A 20,943-nucleotide genomic window follows, 5' to 3' on the forward strand; every position below is an offset into this window, starting at 1 on the left:
ACCGGCGCCTTTTTTCGCATGTTCCACCCCTATGTATCCAGGAAGAAGCAGCCATCGTGTCTGACCCGAACCTGAACGACGCCACCGAGCCTCGCCGTGAAACCGCCGAGGCGGTGGACGCCGAGCTCGACATCGTCGAGGGCGCGGACGAGCAGGACGAGTTCGAGGCTGCCGAGGCCGCTGCGGGCGAGCCCGCCGAAGCGGTCACCGAGGTCGAAGAGGACGTCGCCGGGACCGACGAGGCGGACGAGGCCGGCGACGTCGTCGAGGCCGAGGAAGCCGTCGAGGTCGCCGAGGAGGAGCTGGCCGAGCCGGTCGACCCCATCGCCGCGCTCCGCGAGGAGCTGCGCACGCTGCCCGGCGAGTGGTACGTCATCCACACCTACGCGGGTTACGAGAACCGCGTGAAGACGAACCTGGAGCAGCGCGCCGTCTCGCTGAACGTCGAGGACTACATCTTCCAGGCCGAGGTGCCGCAGGAAGAGGTCGTCCAGATCAAGAACGGCGACCGCAAGACGATCAAGCAGAACAAGCTGCCGGGTTACGTCCTGGTCCGCATGGACCTGACGAACGAGTCCTGGGGCGTCGTCCGCAACACCCCCGGCGTCACCGGCTTCGTCGGCAACGCCTACGACCCGTACCCGCTGACCCTGGACGAGATCGTCAAGATGCTCGCCCCGGAGGCCGAGGAGAAGGCCGCCCGCGAGGCCGCCGAGGCCGAGGGCAAGCCCGCCCCGCAGCGCAAGGTCGAGGTCCAGGTGCTGGACTTCGAGGTCGGCGACTCGGTCACCGTCACCGACGGCCCCTTCGCCACCCTCCAGGCCACGATCAACGAGATCAACGCCGACTCGAAGAAGGTCAAGGGCCTCGTCGAGATCTTCGGCCGCGAGACCCCGGTCGAGCTGAGCTTCGACCAGATCCAGAAGAACTAGTTTTTCTGGTCACACGCTTCCGTGCAGGTCAGACGGGCTCTCGTAGCCGGTCTGACCTGCACGGTTTTTAGCCGCACATCTATACCCGCTATCGTTGTGCGGTATGCCTGCGTCCGGGTTGGTCCCCTTACGCGGGCAGGACCCGAATCGAAAGGACCCGGAGAGCTATGCCTCCCAAGAAGAAGAAGGTCACGGGGCTCATCAAGCTCCAGATCAACGCCGGTGCGGCGAACCCGGCCCCGCCGGTCGGCCCCGCGCTCGGTCAGCACGGCGTCAACATCATGGAGTTCTGCAAGGCCTACAACGCCGCGACCGAGTCGCAGCGTGGCTGGGTCATCCCGGTGGAGATCACGGTCTACGAGGACCGTTCCTTCACCTTCGTGACCAAGACTCCGCCGGCCGCGAAGATGATCCTGAAGGCCGCTGGTGTCGAGAAGGGCTCCGGCGAGCCGCACAAGACCAAGGTCGCCAAGATCACCGACGCGCAGGTCCGCGAGATCGCCACCACGAAGATGCCCGACCTCAACGCCAATGACCTGGACGCCGCGGCGAAGATCATCGCCGGTACCGCGCGCTCCATGGGCATCACGGTCGAGGGCTGAGCCCCACCTTCGTAGTTCCCCGCGGCTGCCGAACGGGCGGTCGCACGTGGCAGGGCCTGCTCGGCCCGTACACCACGACTCCTTTTTCAGAACACACAGGAGCAAGTTGTGAGCAAGCGCAGCAAGGCTCTCCGCGCTGCGGACGCCAAGGTCGACCGGGAGAAGCTGTACGCCCCGCTCGAGGCCGTCCGTCTCGCCAAGGAGACCTCCACGACCAAGTTCGACGGCACCGTCGAGGTCGCCTTCCGCCTGGGTGTCGACCCGCGCAAGGCCGACCAGATGGTCCGTGGCACCGTGAACCTCCCGCACGGCACTGGTAAGACCGCTCGGGTCCTGGTCTTCGCGACCGGTGACCGTGCCGAGGCCGCGCGTGCCGCCGGCGCCGACATCGTCGGTGCCGACGAGCTGATCGACGAGGTGGCGAAGGGCCGTCTGGACTTCGACGCCGTCGTCGCCACCCCGGACCTCATGGGCAAGGTCGGCCGCCTCGGCCGCGTCCTCGGCCCGCGTGGTCTGATGCCGAACCCGAAGACCGGCACCGTGACCCCGGACGTGGCCAAGGCCGTGACCGAGATCAAGGGCGGCAAGATCGAGTTCCGCGTCGACAAGCACTCGAACCTGCACTTCATCATCGGCAAGACGTCGTTCGACGACGACAAGCTGGTGGAGAACTACGGCGCGGCGCTGGAGGAGATCCTCCGTCTGAAGCCGTCCGCCGCCAAGGGTCGCTACATCAAGAAGGCCGCCATCAGCACCACGATGGGCCCCGGCATCCTGGTGGACCAGAACCGCACCCGCAACCTCCTCGTCGAGGAGGACCCGGCCGCCGTCTGAGCCTTCGCTCACCGGTAGCCGCGTCTGCGACGCGTGACGCAGGTCGAGGACCCCGCACCCCTCCGGGTGCGGGGTCCTCCCCTTTTCCGTCTCCCCTCCCGGCCGGGAGCACCGCTGGGTTACGGTGCGGACAGGCGCGTACAGGGGTGGGGGACCGGATGAGGAGCACGAACGTCCGCCGGGCGGGGTTCGCGGCGATGGCGCTGGCCCTGTCCACCCCGGCCGCGTGCGGCGACGCCCACGACGTCGGCCAGGCCCGCTCGCTGGCCGCCCTGCGCTCCGCCGAGCACTCCACCGACCGCGCCGAGTCGGTCCGGGTCCGCTCCACGCTCAGCTACGGCAAGGCCCTCTCCCTGTCCTCGGACGGCGCCCTGCGCTGGCACGACGGGGTCACCGGCCACCTCACCATCCGCTACACCGGCGGCGCCCTGGCGGCCGCGATGCGCAAGGCCGGCACCCCGTCCCTCAGGGCCCGCTACCTCCCGGACGCCTACTACGCGCGCATGAGCGACACTTTCGCCAAGCGGGCCGGCGGCAGGCACTGGATCAGGTACGGATACGCCGACCTGGCGCGCGGCGGTGACGGCGTCGGGATGTATCTGAAGGACCAGATGCGCAACACCACGCCCAACCAGTCGGTGAAGATGCTGCTGGCCTCCGGGGACGTGCGCCGGGTCGGCACCGAGCGGGTCCAGGGCGCCCGGGCCACGCACTACCGGGGCCGGGTCCGGGTGGCCGACCTGGCGGGCCGGGACAGCGGGCTCAGCGCGCGCGAGCTGGCCGGGCTGAAGCGGCAGCTCGACCAGGCCGGGGTGCGCACGGAGACCGTCGACCTGTGGATCGACCACCGGAACCTGCTGGTCAAGAAGGTGGAGCGGGCCGACACCGCCCAGGGCAGCCTGGTCAGCACCGCCTACTACCGCGACTACGGCGTCCGTATCGCTGCCGAGGCGCCCCCGGCCTCCGACACCCGTGACTTCACGGAACTGGCCCGCTCCAAGGGGGCCGCCGAAAGCCGCTGAGCACCGGATTTGCCCGTCGGTGCCCGAGTCACGTACTCTCCTCGAGAAGCCAAAGACCGCTGGTCGTTGCCGCACGCTCACCTGAGGGTGTGGTGGCCGAAGGACCTACTGCAAAGTGGGCGACCCGCGCAGGTGTCAGTGGAAGAACTCCCGGAGCAGACGCGCTCACGCGTAGGCGCCCGGTCGAGTCCGCCCCGAGCGCCTGCGCCGGGGCGTTTCGTTTTTCCCAGTCTCCTCCTTCGGGTCCGCGCGGTCAGAATCACCCGGAAGGAGGCCGAGGCTCTATGGCGAGGCCCGACAAGGCTGCCGCAGTGTCCGAGTTGACGGAAGCGTTCCGCAACTCCACCGCTGCCGTGCTTACCGAGTACCGCGGTCTCACCGTGGCGCAGGTCAAGACCCTGCGCCGGTCGCTCGGTGAGAACGCCAAGTACGCCGTGGTGAAGAACACGCTGACCAAGATTGCGGCCAACGAGGCCGGGATCACCACGCTGGACGACCTGTTCAACGGTCCGACGGCTGTCGCCTTCGTCACCGGTGACCCGGTGGAGTCGGCGAAGGGTCTCCGTGACTTCGCCAAGGACAACCCGAATCTCGTCATCAAGGGCGGTGTCCTTGACGGCAAGGCGCTGTCCGCCGACGAGATCAAGAAGCTTGCGGACCTCGAGTCCCGCGAGGTTCTGCTCAGCAAGCTGGCCGGTGCCTTCAAGGGCAAGCAGTCCCAGGCTGCTCAGCTCTTCCAGGCGCTGCCCTCGAAGCTCGTCCGCACCGTGGACGCGCTCCGTGCCAAGCAGGCCGAGCAGGGCGGTGCCGAGTAATTCGGCTCGCTTTCTGACTCTTGCCGCATGAGGCGGCCGGGGTCGCAGCGGGCCGACGTACGCCCGCCACATCCAGTACATACGGCACCCGCCGATCGAGTGGAAGGACCGCCATCATGGCGAAGCTCACCCAGGACGAGCTGCTTGCCCAGTTCGAGGAGATGACCCTCATCGAGCTCTCCGAGTTCGTGAAGGCCTTCGAGGAGAAGTTCGACGTCACCGCCGCCGCTGCGGTCGCCGTCGCCGGCCCGGCCGCCCCCGGCGCGCCGGCCGAGGCTGCCGAGGAGCAGGACGAGTTCGACGTCGTCCTCACCGGCGCCGGCGACAAGAAGATCCAGGTCATCAAGGTCGTGCGCGAGCTGACCTCCCTGGGTCTGAAGGAGGCCAAGGACCTCGTCGACGGCGCCCCGAAGCCGGTCCTCGAGAAGGTCACCAAGGAGGCCGCGGAGAAGGCTGCCGAGTCCCTCAAGGGCGCCGGCGCCTCCGTCGAGGTCAAGTAACACCTCACGGGGTTCCGCGAACCTCACCCGCGTGACCGCGGCCTGAAGAGGCTGTAACGCGAACGCACCGAAGAGCGATCATCCATCCGGGTGGTCGCTCTTCGGCGTATCCGCGGGGGGACCACGGTTGCCTTGCACTCGTCGTGGCGAGGGGTATGGTGATCTTCGTTGTGTCTCCGGAAGGCCCCGTTCCGGCTGGGGGGCCTTGACGAACCGCACGCAGCGCGCAATTCTCAGGACGCGTCGTCACAACGATCCGAATCCGAGGCATGGATCGACGGCGAAGAGGGCAGGATCATCCTGCGTCGAGGGCAACGGGCCGAGGGCGTCGAAGACGAGGGCGTTGAGAAAAACGAGGGTCTCCGAAACCGGGACTGGACATCAGTGTGCCAAGTGGCTACACTGACCCTTTGCGCTGCCTGTTAGCTGTCCCCTGCCCGTCACCAGGGGTCTGCCCTCACTCGAGCACCGACGCCGAACTTCCCTGACCTGGGGTTTCCCGTCGTGAGCCTGAGAGAGGGACCGGTACGCGCGTAGTGAGTCCGAGCCCTCGGAAGGACCCCCTCTTGGCCGCCTCGCGCACTGCCTCGACCGCGAATACGAACAACGGCGCCAGCACCGCCCCGCTGCGCATCTCCTTTGCAAAGATCAAGGAGCCCCTCGAGGTTCCGAACCTTCTTGCGCTCCAGACCGAGAGCTTCGACTGGCTGCTCGGCAACGACGCCTGGAAGGCTCGCGTCGAGAAGGCTCTCGAGAACGGTCAGGACGTTCCCACCAAGTCCGGTCTGGAGGAGATCTTCGAGGAGATCTCCCCGATCGAGGACTTCTCCGGGTCGATGTCGCTGACGTTCCGCGACCACCGCTTCGAGCCGCCGAAGAACTCCATCGACGAGTGCAAGGACCGCGACTTCACGTACGCCGCGCCGCTCTTCGTCACCGCCGAGTTCACCAACAACGAGACCGGCGAGATCAAGTCCCAGACCGTCTTCATGGGCGACTTCCCGCTCATGACGAACAAGGGCACCTTCGTCATCAACGGCACCGAGCGTGTCGTGGTGTCGCAGCTGGTCCGCTCGCCGGGTGTCTACTTCGACTCCTCCATCGACAAGACGTCCGACAAGGACATCTTCTCCGCCAAGATCATCCCGTCCCGGGGTGCCTGGCTGGAGATGGAGATCGACAAGCGCGACATGGTCGGTGTCCGCATCGACCGCAAGCGCAAGCAGTCGGTCACCGTTCTGCTCAAGGCGCTCGGCTGGACGACCGAGCAGATCCTCGAGGAGTTCGGCGAGTACGAGTCCATGCGCGCCACCCTGGAGAAGGACCACACCCAGGGCCAGGACGACGCGCTGCTCGACATCTACCGCAAGCTGCGTCCGGGCGAGCCCCCCACGCGTGAGGCCGCGCAGACGCTGCTCGAGAACCTCTACTTCAACCCCAAGCGCTACGACCTCGCCAAGGTCGGCCGCTACAAGGTGAACAAGAAGCTCGGTGCCGACGCCCCGCTCAGCGCGGGTGTGCTCACCACCGAGGACGTCATCTCGACGATCAAGTACCTGGTCAAGCTGCACGCCGGCGAGACCGAGACGGTCGGCGACAGCGGTCAGTCGATCGTCGTCGAGACCGACGACATCGACCACTTCGGCAACCGTCGCCTGCGCAGCGTCGGTGAGCTGATCCAGAACCAGGTCCGTACGGGTCTCGCCCGTATGGAGCGGGTCGTGCGCGAGCGCATGACCACCCAGGACGTCGAGGCGATCACGCCGCAGACCCTGATCAACATCCGGCCGGTCGTCGCCTCCATCAAGGAGTTCTTCGGCACCAGCCAGCTGTCGCAGTTCATGGACCAGAACAACCCGCTGTCGGGTCTCACCCACAAGCGCCGTCTGTCGGCGCTCGGTCCGGGTGGTCTCTCCCGTGAGCGGGCCGGCTTCGAGGTCCGTGACGTGCACCCCTCGCACTACGGCCGCATGTGCCCGATCGAGACGCCCGAAGGCCCGAACATCGGTCTGATCGGCTCGCTCGCCTCCTACGGCCGGGTCAACGCGTTCGGTTTCGTCGAGACCCCGTACCGCAAGGTCGTCGACGGCCAGGTCACCGACGAGGTGGACTACCTGACCGCCGACGAGGAGGACCGCTTCGTCATCGCGCAGGCCAACGCCACGCTCAGTGACGACATGCGGTTCGAGGAGGCCCGCGTCCTGGTCCGCCGTCGTGGCGGAGAGGTCGACTACGTCCCCGGTGACGAGGTCGACTACATGGACGTGTCGCCGCGCCAGATGGTGTCCGTCGCCACCGCGATGATCCCGTTCCTCGAGCACGACGACGCCAACCGTGCCCTCATGGGCGCGAACATGATGCGCCAGGCCGTGCCGCTCATCAAGAGCGAGGCCCCGCTCGTCGGCACCGGCATGGAGTACCGCTCCGCCGTCGACGCCGGCGACGTGGTCAAGGCCGAGAAGGCGGGTGTGGTCCAGGAGGTCTCCGCGGACTACGTCACCACCGCCAACGACGACGGCACGTACATCACGTACCGCCTGCACAAGTTCTCGCGCTCCAACCAGGGCACCTCGGTCAACCAGAAGGTCATCGTCAACGAGGGCGACCGGATCGTCGAGGGCCAGGTCCTGGCCGACGGTCCGGCCACCGAGAACGGCGAGATGGCCCTGGGCAAGAACCTGCTCGTGGCGTTCATGCCGTGGGAGGGTCACAACTACGAGGACGCGATCATCCTGTCGCAGCGCCTCGTGCAGGACGACGTCCTCTCCTCGATCCACATCGAGGAGCACGAGGTCGACGCCCGTGACACCAAGCTCGGCCCCGAGGAGATCACCCGGGACATCCCGAACGTCTCCGAGGAGGTCCTGGCCGACCTCGACGAGCGCGGCATCATCCGCATCGGCGCCGAGGTCACCGCGGGCGACATCCTCGTCGGCAAGGTCACGCCCAAGGGTGAGACCGAGCTGACGCCGGAGGAGCGGCTGCTCCGCGCGATCTTCGGTGAGAAGGCCCGTGAGGTCCGCGACACCTCCCTGAAGGTGCCGCACGGCGAGACCGGCAAGATCATCGGTGTCCGCGTCTTCGACCGCGAAGAGGGCGACGAGCTGCCGCCGGGCGTGAACCAGCTGGTCCGCGTCTACGTCGCGCAGAAGCGCAAGATCACCGACGGTGACAAGCTCGCCGGCCGCCACGGCAACAAGGGTGTCATCTCCAAGATCCTGCCGATCGAGGACATGCCGTTCCTGGAGGACGGCACCCCGGTCGACATCATCCTCAACCCGCTGGGTGTCCCGTCCCGAATGAACCCGGGACAGGTCCTGGAGATCCACCTCGGCTGGCTCGCCAGCCGTGGCTGGGACGTCTCCGGGCTCGGCGAGGACTGGGCGCAGCGCCTGCAGGTCATCGGTGCCGACCAGGTCGACCCCGGCACCAACGTCGCCACCCCGGTGTTCGACGGCGCGCGGGAGGACGAGCTGGCGGGTCTGCTGCAGCACACCATCCCGAACCGCGACGGCGAGCGGATGGTGCAGCCGACCGGCAAGGCGAGGCTGTTCGACGGCCGCTCCGGTGAGCCGTTCCCGGACCCGATCTCCATCGGGTACATGTACATCCTCAAGCTGCACCACCTGGTCGACGACAAGCTGCACGCCCGCTCGACCGGTCCGTACTCGATGATCACCCAGCAGCCGCTGGGTGGTAAGGCCCAGTTCGGTGGCCAGCGCTTCGGTGAGATGGAGGTGTGGGCGCTGGAGGCTTACGGCGCCGCCTACGCCCTCCAGGAGCTGCTGACCATCAAGTCCGACGACGTGACCGGCCGCGTGAAGGTCTACGAGGCCATCGTCAAGGGCGAGAACATCCCCGAGCCCGGCATCCCCGAGTCCTTCAAGGTGCTCATCAAGGAGATGCAGTCGCTCTGCCTCAACGTGGAGGTGCTGTCCAGCGACGGCATGTCCATCGAGATGCGTGACACCGACGAGGACGTCTTCCGCGCTGCGGAGGAGCTCGGCATCGACCTGTCCCGGCGCGAGCCGAGCAGCGTCGAAGAGGTCTGACGGGAGTCCGGCGGGGTCCTCTCACCGAGGACCCCGCCGACCCCCAGGCCCCCGTTTCAGACCACAGACTTACGACACTGAGAGGGATTGACGCATAGTGCTCGACGTCAACTTCTTCGACGAGCTCCGGATCGGCCTGGCCACCGCGGACGACATCCGCCAGTGGAGCCACGGCGAGGTCAAGAAGCCCGAGACCATCAACTACCGCACCCTCAAGCCCGAGAAGGACGGACTCTTCTGCGAGAAGATCTTCGGTCCGACCCGGGACTGGGAGTGCTACTGCGGCAAGTACAAGCGTGTCCGCTTCAAGGGCATCATCTGTGAGCGCTGTGGCGTCGAGGTCACGCGCGCCAAGGTGCGCCGTGAGCGGATGGGCCACATCGAGCTCGCCGCTCCCGTCACCCACATCTGGTACTTCAAGGGCGTTCCGTCGCGGCTGGGCTACCTGCTCGACCTCGCCCCGAAGGACCTCGAGAAGGTCATCTACTTCGCCGCGTACATGATCACGTACGTCGACGAGGAGCGCCGTCAGCGCGACCTGCCGTCGCTGGAGGCCCACGTCTCCGTCGAGCGTCAGCAGATCGAGAACCGCCGCGACTCCGACCTGGAGGCCCGCGCCAAGAAGCTCGAGACCGACCTGGCCGAGCTCGAGGCCGAGGGCGCCAAGGCGGACGTGCGCCGCAAGGTGCGCGAGGGCGCCGAGCGCGAGATGAAGCAGCTCCGTGACCGCGCGCAGCGCGAGATCGACCGCCTCGACGAGGTGTGGAACCGCTTCAAGAACCTCAAGGTCCAGGACCTCGAGGGCGACGAGCTGCTCTACCGCGAGCTGCGTGACCGCTTCGGCACGTACTTCGACGGTTCGATGGGTGCCGCGGCGCTGCAGAAGCGCCTGGAGTCCTTCGACCTGGAGGAGGAGGCCGAGCGCCTCCGCGAGATCATCCGTACCGGCAAGGGCCAGAAGAAGACCCGTGCGCTCAAGCGCCTCAAGGTCGTCTCCGCGTTCCTGCAGACCTCCAACAGCCCCAAGGGCATGGTCCTGGACTGCGTCCCGGTCATCCCGCCGGACCTGCGTCCGATGGTGCAGCTGGACGGTGGCCGCTTCGCGACCTCCGACCTGAACGACCTGTACCGCCGTGTCATCAACCGCAACAACCGCCTGAAGCGGCTTCTCGACCTCGGCGCGCCCGAGATCATCGTGAACAACGAGAAGCGCATGCTCCAGGAGGCCGTGGACGCCCTCTTCGACAACGGTCGTCGTGGTCGCCCGGTCACCGGTCCCGGCAACCGCCCGCTGAAGTCCCTGAGCGACATGCTCAAGGGCAAGCAGGGTCGTTTCCGTCAGAACCTGCTCGGCAAGCGAGTCGACTACTCGGCGCGTTCCGTCATCGTCGTCGGCCCGCAGCTCAAGCTGCACCAGTGCGGTCTGCCCAAGGCGATGGCGCTGGAGCTGTTCAAGCCGTTCGTGATGAAGCGCCTGGTCGACCTGAACCACGCGCAGAACATCAAGAGCGCCAAGCGCATGGTGGAGCGCGGCCGCACGGTCGTGTACGACGTCCTCGAAGAGGTCATCGCCGAGCACCCGGTTCTGCTGAACCGTGCTCCCACCCTGCACCGCCTCGGCATCCAGGCCTTCGAGCCGCAGCTGGTCGAGGGCAAGGCCATCCAGATCCACCCGCTCGTCTGCACCGCGTTCAACGCGGACTTCGACGGTGACCAGATGGCCGTGCACCTGCCGCTCTCCGCGGAGGCGCAGGCCGAGGCCCGCATCCTGATGCTGTCCTCGAACAACATCCTCAAGCCCGCCGACGGCCGTCCGGTGACGATGCCGACCCAGGACATGGTCCTCGGTCTGTTCTTCCTCACCACCGACGGCGAACTCCGTGACACCAAGGGCGAGGGCCGCGCGTTCGGCTCCACGGCCGAGGCGACCATGGCGTTCGACGCCGGCGAGCTGGCCCTGCAGTCGCCGATCGACATCCGCTTCCCGGTGGGCACCATCCCGCCGCGTGGCTGGACGCCGCCGGCGCGCGAGGAGGGCGAGCCCGAGTGGCAGCAGGGGGACTCGTTCCGCCTGCGCACCACGCTGGGCCGCGCGCTCTTCAACGAGCTGCTGCCCGAGGACTACCCGTTCGTCGACTACTCGGTGGGCAAGAAGCAGCTCTCCGAGATCGTCAACGACCTGGCCGAGCGCTACCCCAAGGTCATCGTGGCGGCGACGCTCGACAACCTGAAGGCGGCGGGCTTCTACTGGGCGACCCGTTCCGGTGTCACCGTGGCCATCTCCGACGTCGTCGTTCCCGAGGCGAAGAAGGAGATCGTCAAGGGCTACGAGGCGCAGGACGAGAAGGTCCAGAAGCAGTACGAGCGCGGTCTGATCACCAAGGAAGAGCGCACTCAGGAGCTCATCGCGATCTGGACCAAGGCGACCAACGAGGTCGCCGAGGCGATGAACGCGAACTTCCCCAAGACGAACCCCATCTTCATGATGGTTGACTCGGGTGCCCGAGGAAACATGATGCAGATGCGGCAGATCGCCGGTATGCGTGGTCTGGTGTCGAACGCCAAGAACGAGACCATCCCGCGTCCGATCAAGGCGTCCTTCCGTGAGGGCCTGTCCGTGCTGGAGTACTTCATCTCCACGCACGGTGCCCGTAAGGGTCTGGCGGACACCGCCCTGCGTACCGCCGACTCGGGTTACCTCACCCGTCGTCTGGTGGACGTCTCGCAGGACGTCATCATCCGCGAGGAGGACTGCGGCACCGAGCGCGGCCTCAAGCTGTCGATCGCCGAGCGCGGCGCCGACGGTGTGCTGCGCAAGGCGGACAACGTCGAGACGTCCGTGTACGCGCGCTGCCTCGCCGAGGACATCGTCGTCGACGGCAAGGTGCTGGCCCCGGCCGGCACCGACCTGGGCGACGTGCTCATCGACGAGCTGGTCAAGCACGGCGTCGAGGAGGTCAAGACCCGCTCGGTCCTGACCTGCGAGTCCGCCGTCGGCACCTGCGCGATGTGCTACGGCCGTTCGCTGGCCACCGGCAAGCTGGTCGACATCGGCGAGGCGGTCGGCATCATCGCCGCCCAGTCCATCGGTGAGCCCGGTACTCAGCTGACGATGCGTACCTTCCACACCGGTGGTGTGGCCGGTGACGACATCACCCAGGGTCTGCCCCGTGTGGTCGAGCTCTTCGAGGCCCGTACCCCGAAGGGTGTCGCCCCGATCTCCGAGGCCTCCGGCCGCGTGCGGATCGAGGAGACCGAGAAGACCAAGAAGATCGTCGTCACCCCGGACGACGGCAGCGACGAGACGGCGTTCCCGATCTCCAAGCGTGCCAAGGTCCTGGTCCGCGAGGGCGAGCACGTCGAGGTGGGCCAGCAGCTCACCGTGGGTGCCACCAACCCGCACGACGTGCTGCGCATCCTGGGTCAGCGTGCCGTCCAGGTCCACCTGGTCGGCGAGGTCCAGAAGGTCTACAACTCGCAGGGTGTGTCGATCCACGACAAGCACATCGAGATCATCATCCGGCAGATGCTCCGCCGGGTGACGATCATCGAGTCCGGCGACGCCGAGCTGCTGCCCGGCGAGCTGGTCGAGCGCTCGAAGTTCGAGACCGAGAACCGTCGTGTGGTCCAGGAGAACGGACACCCGGCCTCCGGGCGTCCGCAGCTCATGGGTATCACCAAGGCGTCGCTGGCGACCGAGTCGTGGCTGTCCGCGGCCTCCTTCCAGGAGACGACCAGGGTCCTGACGGACGCGGCGATCAACGCCAAGTCCGACTCCCTGATCGGCCTCAAGGAGAACGTCATCATCGGTAAGCTCATCCCGGCCGGTACGGGTCTGTCCCGCTACCGCAACATCCGGGTCGAGCCGACCGAGGAGGCCAAGGCCGCGATGTACTCGGCCGTCGGCTACGACGACATCGACTACTCGCCGTTCGGCGCGGGCTCCGGCCAGGCCGTTCCGCTGGAGGACTACGACTACGGTCCGTACAACCAGTAGGCGAGCAGCCGTAAGGCGCTTGAACTGAAGGGCGGCATCCCCACCGGGATGCCGCCCTTCGGCGTTTTTCCCCCGTCCGGCGGACATTCGGGCGCATGATGGAAGACCCCGGCCGGGGGTTGGGGAGGTGCTCCATGTCGCATCCGTCGTCGCAACCGTCGTGGCAGCCGCCGCGCCCGCAGAACTGGCCCGCGGCGCCCCACCCCGGTGCCTTGCCCGGAAACTTCCAGCCGCAGCCGCCCGCGTACTGGCCGGCGCCGCCCCACGGGCCGGCCGGGGGAGCGGCGTTCATGCTGGCCTCGCACGCGGACCGGGAGCGGGCGGTGGACGTGCTGCGCGCCGGGTTCGCCGAAGGGCGGCTGGAGAAGGACGAGTTCGACCGCCGGGTCAGCCGGGTCCACGCGGCCCGCACGGTGGGGGAGCTGGCCCTGGTGGTGGCCGACCTGCCGCAGGGCCCGGTGCCGCATCCGGGGCCCGTGGCGGCCGTCCCGCAGGTGTTCCTGGCCACACCGCGGCCGGCGCAGAACGGCCACGCGGTCGGGTCCGCGGTGTGCGGGCTGCTGTGCCTGCTGACCGCCGGGCTCACCGGAATCCCGGCCGTGGTGCTCGGGCACACCGCCCGCGCGGAGATCCGGCGCACCGGTGAGGACGGTGACGGACTGGCTCTGACCGGCCTCGTTCTGGGCTGGCTGTCCGTCGGCGGCTGGGCGCTGTTCTGGCTGCTGCTGATCGCGGTGGAGGTGCTGGACTGACGGCGGGGCGATGACAGGAGTGTGGCGCGGTGTGTGCGCTACGTGAAATCGAAGATCGTCCACGGCGTTGGGACTTGACATGCCCTGTCCGTCACGGGGGGCCGCCTCGCATTTGTTTTGACCGAAGTCCGTGCGATAGGTACGCTCAGACCTTGTGCCTGGGGTGTGCCCTGGCTCCCGTGTGTGCCACTCACCGCACGGCGAGCCGTCAGCGGCCACCGAAATCCGCGCTCTTCCCTTTGCGGCGGGAGTCCGCGGGTTCGACACACCCGACCGCGTGGGTCGGAGTCGTTCCAGGTTAGCTTCACCATTCGGCACACAGAAACCGGAGAAGTAGTGCCTACGATCCAGCAGCTGGTCCGTAAGGGCCGGCAGGACAAGGTCGAGAAGAACAAGACGCCCGCACTCGAGGGTTCGCCCCAGCGTCGTGGCGTCTGCACGCGTGTGTTCACGACCACCCCGAAGAAGCCGAACTCGGCCCTGCGTAAGGTCGCGCGTGTGCGTCTGACCAGCGGCATCGAGGTCACGGCCTACATTCCGGGTGAGGGACACAACCTGCAGGAGCACTCCATCGTGCTCGTGCGCGGCGGCCGTGTGAAGGACCTGCCGGGTGTTCGCTACAAGATCATCCGCGGCTCGCTCGACACCCAGGGTGTCAAGAACCGCAAGCAGGCCCGCAGCCGCTACGGCGCCAAGAAGGAGAAGTAAGAATGCCTCGTAAGGGCCCCGCCCCGAAGCGCCCGGTCATCATCGACCCGGTCTACGGTTCTCCTCTGGTGACCTCCCTCATCAACAAGGTGCTGCTGAACGGCAAGCGCTCCACCGCCGAGCGCATCGTCTACGGCGCCATGGAGGGTCTGCGTGAGAAGACGGGCAACGACCCGATCATCACGCTGAAGCGCGCGCTGGAGAACATCAAGCCGACCCTCGAGGTCAAGTCCCGCCGCGTCGGCGGTGCGACGTACCAGGTGCCGATCGAGGTCAAGCCCGGTCGCGCCAACACGCTCGCGCTGCGCTGGCTCGTCGGTTACTCCCGCGCCCGTCGCGAGAAGACGATGACCGAGCGTCTGCTCAACGAGCTTCTCGACGCTTCGAACGGCCTCGGTGCGGCCGTCAAGAAGCGCGAGGACACGCACAAGATGGCCGAGTCCAACAAGGCCTTCGCGCACTACCGCTGGTAGTCGCTACCCACATCGAGACCGAGAGAAGACTGAAGCCTTATGGCTACCACTTCACTTGACCTGGCCAGGGTCCGCAACATCGGGATCATGGCCCACATCGACGCGGGCAAGACGACCACCACCGAGCGGATCCTGTTCTACACCGGTGTGTCGTACAAGATCGGTGAGGTCCACGACGGCGCCGCCACGATGGACTGGATGGAGCAGGAGCAGGAGCGTGGCATCACGATCACGTCCGCTGCGACGACCTGCCACTGGCCTCTCGAGGGCAGTGACTACACCATCAACATCATCGACACCCCGGGTCACGTCGACTTCACCGTCGAGGTGGAGCGTTCGCTCCGCGTGCTCGACGGCGCCGTGACGGTGTTCGACGGTGTCGCCGGTGTGGAGCCGCAGTCCGAGACGGTGTGGCGTCAGGCCGACCGTTACGGCGTGCCGCGCATCTGCTTCGTCAACAAGCTGGACCGTACCGGCGCCGAGTTCCACCGCTGTGTGGACATGATCTCGGACCGCCTGGGCGCCCAGCCGCTCGTCATGCAGCTCCCGATCGGTGCCGAGGCGGACTTCAAGGGCGTCATCGACCTGGTCCGCATGAAGGCGCTCGTGTGGTCCGCCGAGGCGGCCAAGGGCGAGATGTACGACACCGTCGACATCCCGGCCACGCACACCGAGGCCGCCGAGGAATGGCGCGCCAAGCTGGTCGAGGCCGTCGCGGAGAACGACGAAGAGATCATGGAGCTGTACCTGGAGGGCGAGGAGCCCACCGAGGAGCAGCTGTACGCCGCGATCCGTCGTATCACCATCGCGTCCGGCAAGTCCGAGGGCACCACGGTCACCCCGGTGTTCTGCGGTACCGCGTTCAAGAACAAGGGCGTCCAGCCCCTGCTCGACGCGGTCGTGCGCTACCTGCCGACCCCGCTCGACGTCGAGGCCATCGAGGGCCACGACGTCAAGGACCCCGAGGTCGTCGTCAAGCGCAAGCCGTCCGAGGACGAGCCGCTGTCCGCGCTCGCGTTCAAGATCATGAGCGACCCGCACCTGGGCAAGCTCACCTTCGTCCGGGTCTACTCGGGCCGCCTGGAGTCCGGCACCTCGGTGCTGAACTCCGTCAAGGGCAAGAAGGAGCGCATCGGCAAGATCTACCGCATGCACGCGAACAAGCGTGAGGAGATCGAGTCGGTGGGCGCCGGCGACATCGTCGCCGTCATGGGCCTGAAGCAGACCACCACCGGTGAGACGCTGTCCGACGACAAGAACCCGGTGATCCTGGAGTCCATGGACTTCCCGGCGCCGGTGATCCAGGTCGCCATCGAGCCCAAGTCCAAGGGTGACCAGGAGAAGCTGGGTGTCGCCATCCAGCGTCTCGCGGAGGAGGACCCCTCCTTCCAGGTCCACTCGGACGAGGAGACCGGCCAGACCATCATCGGCGGTATGGGCGAGCTGCACCTCGAGGTGCTGGTCGACCGCATGCGCCGTGAGTTCAAGGTCGAGGCAAACGTCGGCAAGCCGCAGGTCGCGTACCGCGAGACGATCCGCAAGGGCGTCGAGCGTCACGACTACACCCACAAGAAGCAGACCGGTGGTACCGGTCAGTTCGCGAAGGTGCAGATCGCGATCGAGCCCATCGAGGGCGGCGACGCGTCGTACGAGTTCGTGAACAAGGTCACCGGTGGCCGCATCCCGAAGGAGTACATCCCTTCGGTGGACGCCGGTGCGCAGGAGGCCATGCAGTTCGGCATCCTGGCCGGCTACGAGATGACGGGCGTCCGCGTCATTCTTCTCGACGGTGGCTACCACGAGGTCGACTCCTCCGAGCTCGCCTTCAAGATCGCCGGTTCGCAGGCCTTCAAGGAGGCCGCGCGCAAGGCTTCGCCCGTGCTCCTCGAGCCCATGATGGCCGTCGAGGTCACCACGCCCGAGGACTACATGGGTGAGGTCATCGGCGACATCAACTCCCGCCGTGGCCAGATCCAGGCCATGGAGGAGCGGGCCGGTGCCCGCGTCGTGAAGGGCCTCGTGCCCCTCTCGGAGATGTTCGGCTACGTCGGAGACCTCCGCAGCAAGACCTCGGGTCGCGCAAGCTACTCGATGCAGTTCGACTCCTACGCCGAGGTTCCCCGGAACGTCGCCGAGGAGATCATCGCGAAGGCCAAGGGCGAGTAACGCACCCCGTTTACACGCTTTAGGCTTGACACCGACCGTCGGGGTCGGACCACTCGGAAAGATCCCGGCGGGCGGCATCCCAGCAAAGATCACCTGGCGCCGATGAGTAAGGCGTACCAGAACCACTCCACAGGAGGACCCAGTGGCGAAGGCGAAGTTCGAGCGGACTAAGCCGCACGTCAACATCGGCACCATCGGTCACATCGACCACGGTAAGACGACCCTCACGGCCGCCATTACCAAGGTGCTGCACGACGCGTACCCGGACCTGAACGAGGCCTCGGCCTTCGACCAGATCGACAAGGCTCCTGAGGAGCGCCAGCGCGGTATCACCATCTCGATCGCGCACGTCGAGTACCAGACCGAGACGCGTCACTACGCCCACGTCGACTGCCCCGGTCACGCGGACTACATCAAGAACATGATCACCGGTGCCGCGCAGATGGACGGCGCGATCCTCGTGGTCGCCGCCACCGACGGCCCGATGCCGCAGACCAAGGAGCACGTGCTCCTGGCCCGCCAGGTCGGCGTTCCGTACATCGTCGTCGCCCTGAACAAGGCCGACATGGTGGACGACGAGGAGATCCTGGAGCTCGTCGAGCTCGAGGTCCGTGAGCTCCTCTCCGAGTACGAGTTCCCGGGCGACGACCTGCCGGTCGTCAAGGTCTCGGCGCTCAAGGCGCTCGAGGGCGACAAGGAGTGGGGCAACACCGTCCTCGAGCTCATGAAGGCCGTGGACGAGAACATCCCGCAGCCCGAGCGCGACGTCGACAAGCCGTTCCTGATGCCGATCGAGGACGTCTTCACGATCACCGGTCGTGGCACCGTCGTCACCGGTCGTATCGAGCGTGGTGTCCTCAAGGTCAACGAGACCGTCGACATCGTGGGCATCAAGCCGGAGAAGACCACCACCACGGTCACCGGCATCGAGATGTTCCGCAAGCTGCTCGACGAGGGCCAGGCCGGTGAGAACGTCGGTCTGCTGCTCCGCGGCATCAAGCGCGAGGACGTCGAGCGCGGCCAGGTCATCATCAAGCCCGGTTCGGTCACCCCGCACACCGAGTTCGAGGCCCAGGCCTACATCCTGTCCAAGGACGAGGGTGGCCGCCACACGCCGTTCTTCAACAACTACCGCCCGCAGTTCTACTTCCGCACCACGGACGTGACCGGCGTCGTGACCCTCCCCGAGGGCACCGAGATGGTCATGCCGGGCGACAACACTGAGATGACCGTTTCGCTCATCCAGCCCGTCGCCATGGAAGAGGGCCTGAAGTTCGCCATCCGCGAGGGTGGCCGCACGGTGGGCGCCGGCCAGGTCACCAAGATCGTCAAGTAAGTACCCCTTGCTTGAGGGTCGTTGACTGACCCAGAGAGGCCCGCACGACTCCGGTCGCGCGGGCCTCTCTGCTGTTCCGTGAGCGGGGCGTACAGCGACGCCCAGGCGCCGCACAGGGCGTTGAAGCGGGGGAGTGGGTCGGGACCACAGGGGTGGGCACCAACTGCCCGTGGACGGACGGCCGTGGACAGCGCCGGTGTCCCCGGCCGCAGTTTCCGTTACTTCGTCCTGCTTCGTGGCCGGTTCGCCTTCACCTGGCGGGAGTTGAGAGGGAGACCGAGGGCGCGGGGAGTTTGACCTGCGTCACTATCGGGGTAATCTACTCGGCTCGATTGGCCAGGGGGGTAGGCCATATGGCAGACTGTCCGAGTTGCTCGGTCGAGTGTTGATGCTGCGCGCCTCCCGCCGGGAGGACCGGAAGCGAGTCCCACAGTACTCGTCAACCCCCTGGGGTTGGACGTACGGGAATCTTCCGGGAAGCGTGGGCGCAATACCGACCAGGCGCCCGGTGGGCCTTCCGCCCCCGGCCCGCGGTTCCGGCAGGGCCGTGTGCATTCCCTGGAGGGATGTTCCAGTGATGGGCATCCGCGTCAGCGGCAGTGCGACACGCCCGACCGCGTGGGTCGGAGAGAAGGCAGTGTGAAACTGCCGGGTTCCAGAGCGTGAGAGAAGACAGGACTACTGAGTAGCCATGGCGGGACAGAAGATCCGCATCCGGCTCAAGGCCTACGACCACGAGGTCATCGACTCCTCGGCGAAGAAGATCGTCGAGACGGTGACCCGCACTGGTGCGTCGGTCGCGGGCCCGGTGCCGCTGCCCACTGAGAAGAACGTGTACTGCGTCATCAAGTCGCCGCACAAGTACAAGGACTCGCGCGAGCACTTCGAGATGCGCACGCACAAGCGCCTGATCGACATCCTCGACCCGACGCCCAAGACCGTTGACTCCCTGATGCGACTCGACCTCCCGGCCGGTGTCGACATCGAGATCAAGCTCTAAGGGTCGGTGATCTGAGAATGGCTAAGCAGATCAAGGGCATCCTGGGCGAGAAGCTCGGCATGACGCAGGTGTGGGACGAGAACAACCGTGTTGTTCCGGTCACCGTCGTCAAGGCCGGCCCCAACGTCGTCACCCAGGTCCGTACGAACGACGTCGACGGCTACGAGTCGGTCCAGATCGCCTTCGGCGAGATCGACCCGCGCAAGGTGAACAAGCCCCTCAAGGGCCACTTCGCCAAGGCCGACGTCACCCCGCGCCGCCACCTGGTGGAGCTCCGCACCTCCGACGCCAGCGACTACACGCTGGGCCAGGAGATCACTGCCGAGGTCTTCGAGTCGGGCGTCAAGGTCGACGTCACCGCGAAGAGCAAGGGCAAGGGCTTCGCCGGTGTCATGAAGCGCCACAACTTCAAGGGTGGCAAGGCGTCCCACGGTGCCCACCGTGTGCACCGCATGCCCGGTTCCATCGGTGGCTGTGCCACCCCCGGTCGTGTCTTCAAGGGCATGCGCATGGCGGGTCGCATGGGCAACGAGCGGGTCACCACCCAGAACCTGACCGTTCACGCCGTTGACGCGGAGAAGGGCCTGCTCCTCATCAAGGGCGCGGTTCCTGGTCCGAACGGCGGCCTCGTCCTGGTCCGCACCGCGGCCAAGGGGGCCTGAGGACTATGAGCACCATTGACATTCTGTCGCCCTCCGGCGACAACGCCGGGACCGTAGAGCTCCCGGCCGAGATCTTCGACGTCGAGAAGATCAGCGTTCCGCTGCTTCACCAGGTCGTCGTCGCGCAGCTTGCCGCCGCCCGTCAGGGCACGCACAAGGTCAAGCGTCGTGGCGAGGTCCGCGGTGGCGGTAGGAAGCCCTACCGTCAGAAGGGCACCGGCCGCGCGCGCCAGGGTTCGACCCGTGCGCCGCAGTTCGCCGGCGGTGGCGTCGTCCACGGCCCCACGCCGCGTGACTACTCGCAGCGGACCCCCAAGAAGATGAAGGCCGCGGCCCTGCGCCACGCCCTCACCGACCGGGCCCGCAACGCTCGTATCCACGTCATCACCGGCGTGGTCGAGGGCGACACCCCCTCCACCAAGGCCGCGAAGAGCTTCCTCGGCAAGGTCAGCGAGCGCAAGAACGTGCTCCTGGTCATCGAGCGCTCCGACGAGGCCGCGCTGCTTTCCGCGCGCAACCTGCCCCAGGTCCACATCCTGGAGCCGGGCCAGCTGAACACGTACGACGTTCTCGTCTCGGACGACGTGGTCTTCACCCAGGCCGCTTTCGAGTCCTTCGTGTCCGGCCCGAAGGCCAATGACACCGAAGGGAGCGAAGCCTGATGGCTACGCGCCACCCGAGCATCGCCTCGAAGGCCGCCAAGGCCGCCAAGGCCGCGCGCGTCGCCAAGGCGAAGCGTCACGCCACCGAGGGCAAGAACACCGTCGAGACCCCGCTGAGCAAGTCCTTCACGGACCCCCGTGACGTGCTGCTCAAGCCGGTCGTCTCGGAGAAGAGCTACGCGCTCCTCGACGAGGGCAAGTACACGTTCATCGTCGCCCCCAACGCCAACAAGACCCAGATCAAGCAGGCCGTCCAGGCGGTCTTCGACGTCAAGGTCACCGGGGTCAACACGATCAACCGCCAGGGCAAGCGCAAGCGCACGAAGACCGGTTTCGGTCAGCGTGCCGGCAGCAAGCGTGCGATCGTGACCCTCGCCGAGGGCGACCGTATCGACATCTTCGGCGGTCCGACCGCCTGACGGCGGTCTGG

At 66.9% G+C, this 20,943-nt stretch carries 17 protein-coding genes; all 17 read left to right on the forward strand.

What is annotated here, in order from left to right:
• The first annotated feature begins 56 nt into the window (after positions 1-56).
• The 17 genes from nusG to rplW all read left to right on the forward strand — a co-directional run bounded on the left by nusG (position 57) and on the right by rplW (position 20,932).
• Positions 57-932, forward strand: coding sequence for a transcription termination/antitermination protein NusG (gene nusG, locus E5082_RS00780; RefSeq protein ID WP_135789389.1), 876 nt, complete (start codon positions 57-59; stop codon positions 930-932).
• A gap of 167 nt (positions 933-1,099) precedes the next feature.
• Positions 1,100-1,534 (forward strand): 50S ribosomal protein L11, encoded by a 435-nt coding sequence (gene rplK / locus E5082_RS00785; protein ID WP_030811629.1) that lies wholly within the window; start codon positions 1,100-1,102, stop codon positions 1,532-1,534.
• Between the two features lie 108 nt (positions 1,535-1,642).
• Positions 1,643-2,368 (forward strand): 50S ribosomal protein L1, encoded by a 726-nt coding sequence (gene rplA / locus E5082_RS00790; protein WP_030811632.1) that lies wholly within the window; start codon positions 1,643-1,645, stop codon positions 2,366-2,368.
• Positions 2,369-2,526: 158 nt separating this feature from the next.
• The gene (locus tag E5082_RS00795) at positions 2,527-3,390 is read left to right on the forward strand and encodes an SCO4651 family lipoprotein (RefSeq protein WP_135789390.1); all 864 of its coding nucleotides are present in this window, start codon (positions 2,527-2,529) and stop codon (positions 3,388-3,390) included.
• Between the two features lie 284 nt (positions 3,391-3,674).
• Entirely contained in the window at positions 3,675-4,205 is a 531-nt protein-coding gene (rplJ, locus tag E5082_RS00800; protein ID WP_086689993.1) for a 50S ribosomal protein L10, read from the forward strand.
• A gap of 116 nt (positions 4,206-4,321) precedes the next feature.
• The gene (gene rplL, locus E5082_RS00805; RefSeq protein ID WP_135789391.1) at positions 4,322-4,705 is read left to right on the forward strand and encodes a 50S ribosomal protein L7/L12; all 384 of its coding nucleotides are present in this window, start codon (positions 4,322-4,324) and stop codon (positions 4,703-4,705) included.
• A gap of 566 nt (positions 4,706-5,271) precedes the next feature.
• Positions 5,272-8,757 (forward strand): DNA-directed RNA polymerase subunit beta, encoded by a 3,486-nt coding sequence (gene rpoB, locus E5082_RS00815; RefSeq protein ID WP_135789392.1) that lies wholly within the window; start codon positions 5,272-5,274, stop codon positions 8,755-8,757.
• Between the two features lie 97 nt (positions 8,758-8,854).
• Entirely contained in the window at positions 8,855-12,754 is a 3,900-nt protein-coding gene (locus tag E5082_RS00820) for a DNA-directed RNA polymerase subunit beta' (protein ID WP_086689999.1), read from the forward strand.
• Positions 12,755-13,044: 290 nt separating this feature from the next.
• Positions 13,045-13,506: a DUF1707 and DUF4190 domain-containing protein gene (locus E5082_RS00825; RefSeq protein WP_135789393.1), complete on the forward strand. Its 462-nt coding sequence runs from the start codon at positions 13,045-13,047 to the stop codon at positions 13,504-13,506.
• A gap of 336 nt (positions 13,507-13,842) precedes the next feature.
• Positions 13,843-14,214 (forward strand): 30S ribosomal protein S12, encoded by a 372-nt coding sequence (gene rpsL / locus E5082_RS00830; RefSeq protein WP_003948652.1) that lies wholly within the window; start codon positions 13,843-13,845, stop codon positions 14,212-14,214.
• Positions 14,215-14,216: 2 nt separating this feature from the next.
• On the forward strand, positions 14,217-14,687 hold the full coding sequence (gene rpsG, locus E5082_RS00835; protein ID WP_003992340.1) for a 30S ribosomal protein S7: 471 nt from the start codon (positions 14,217-14,219) through the stop codon (positions 14,685-14,687).
• Between the two features lie 39 nt (positions 14,688-14,726).
• Positions 14,727-16,853, forward strand: a complete 2,127-nt coding sequence (gene fusA / locus E5082_RS00840) for an elongation factor G (protein WP_135789394.1) — start codon at positions 14,727-14,729, stop codon at positions 16,851-16,853.
• A gap of 142 nt (positions 16,854-16,995) precedes the next feature.
• Positions 16,996-18,189 carry an elongation factor Tu gene (tuf, locus tag E5082_RS00845; RefSeq protein ID WP_030811655.1) on the forward strand — a complete coding sequence of 398 codons (1,194 nt, stop codon included), beginning with the start codon at positions 16,996-16,998 and terminating at the stop codon, positions 18,187-18,189.
• A gap of 691 nt (positions 18,190-18,880) precedes the next feature.
• Complete coding sequence (gene rpsJ, locus E5082_RS00850) at positions 18,881-19,189, forward strand: 30S ribosomal protein S10 (protein ID WP_003948644.1); 309 nt, start codon at positions 18,881-18,883, stop codon at positions 19,187-19,189.
• 17 nt (positions 19,190-19,206) lie between these two features.
• A complete protein-coding gene (gene rplC, locus E5082_RS00855) occupies positions 19,207-19,851 on the forward strand; it encodes a 50S ribosomal protein L3 (RefSeq protein ID WP_030811658.1) in 645 nt (214 codons plus the stop codon).
• Between the two features lie 5 nt (positions 19,852-19,856).
• Positions 19,857-20,513 (forward strand): 50S ribosomal protein L4, encoded by a 657-nt coding sequence (gene rplD, locus E5082_RS00860; RefSeq protein WP_030811662.1) that lies wholly within the window; start codon positions 19,857-19,859, stop codon positions 20,511-20,513.
• Positions 20,513-20,932 carry a 50S ribosomal protein L23 gene (gene rplW, locus E5082_RS00865; RefSeq protein WP_030811665.1) on the forward strand — a complete coding sequence of 140 codons (420 nt, stop codon included), beginning with the start codon at positions 20,513-20,515 and terminating at the stop codon, positions 20,930-20,932. The genes rplD and rplW overlap by 1 nt, the downstream gene beginning before the upstream one ends.
• The last annotated feature ends 11 nt before the right edge of the window (positions 20,933-20,943 follow it).

The sequence above is a fragment of the Streptomyces griseoluteus genome (genome assembly GCF_004784465.1).
In the GTDB taxonomy this organism is placed as follows: Bacteria; Actinomycetota; Actinomycetes; order Streptomycetales; family Streptomycetaceae; genus Streptomyces; species Streptomyces griseoluteus.

What these genes read in the sequence shown, in the direction of transcription:
- rplK (WP_030811629.1), top strand. Translation starts at nt 1,100, where the DNA reads ATGCCTCCCAAGAAGAAGAAGGTCACGGGGCTCATCAAGCTCCAGATC.
- E5082_RS00795 (WP_135789390.1), top strand. Translation starts at nt 2,527, where the DNA reads ATGAGGAGCACGAACGTCCGCCGGGCGGGGTTCGCGGCGATGGCGCTG.
- rplJ (WP_086689993.1), top strand. Translation starts at nt 3,675, where the DNA reads ATGGCGAGGCCCGACAAGGCTGCCGCAGTGTCCGAGTTGACGGAAGCG.
- rplL (WP_135789391.1), top strand. Translation starts at nt 4,322, where the DNA reads ATGGCGAAGCTCACCCAGGACGAGCTGCTTGCCCAGTTCGAGGAGATG.
- E5082_RS00825 (WP_135789393.1), top strand. Translation starts at nt 13,045, where the DNA reads ATGCTGGCCTCGCACGCGGACCGGGAGCGGGCGGTGGACGTGCTGCGC.
- rpsG (WP_003992340.1), top strand. Translation starts at nt 14,217, where the DNA reads ATGCCTCGTAAGGGCCCCGCCCCGAAGCGCCCGGTCATCATCGACCCG.
- fusA (WP_135789394.1), top strand. Translation starts at nt 14,727, where the DNA reads ATGGCTACCACTTCACTTGACCTGGCCAGGGTCCGCAACATCGGGATC.
- rpsJ (WP_003948644.1), top strand. Translation starts at nt 18,881, where the DNA reads ATGGCGGGACAGAAGATCCGCATCCGGCTCAAGGCCTACGACCACGAG.
- rplC (WP_030811658.1), top strand. Translation starts at nt 19,207, where the DNA reads ATGGCTAAGCAGATCAAGGGCATCCTGGGCGAGAAGCTCGGCATGACG.
- rplD (WP_030811662.1), top strand. Translation starts at nt 19,857, where the DNA reads ATGAGCACCATTGACATTCTGTCGCCCTCCGGCGACAACGCCGGGACC.
- rplW (WP_030811665.1), top strand. Translation starts at nt 20,513, where the DNA reads ATGGCTACGCGCCACCCGAGCATCGCCTCGAAGGCCGCCAAGGCCGCC.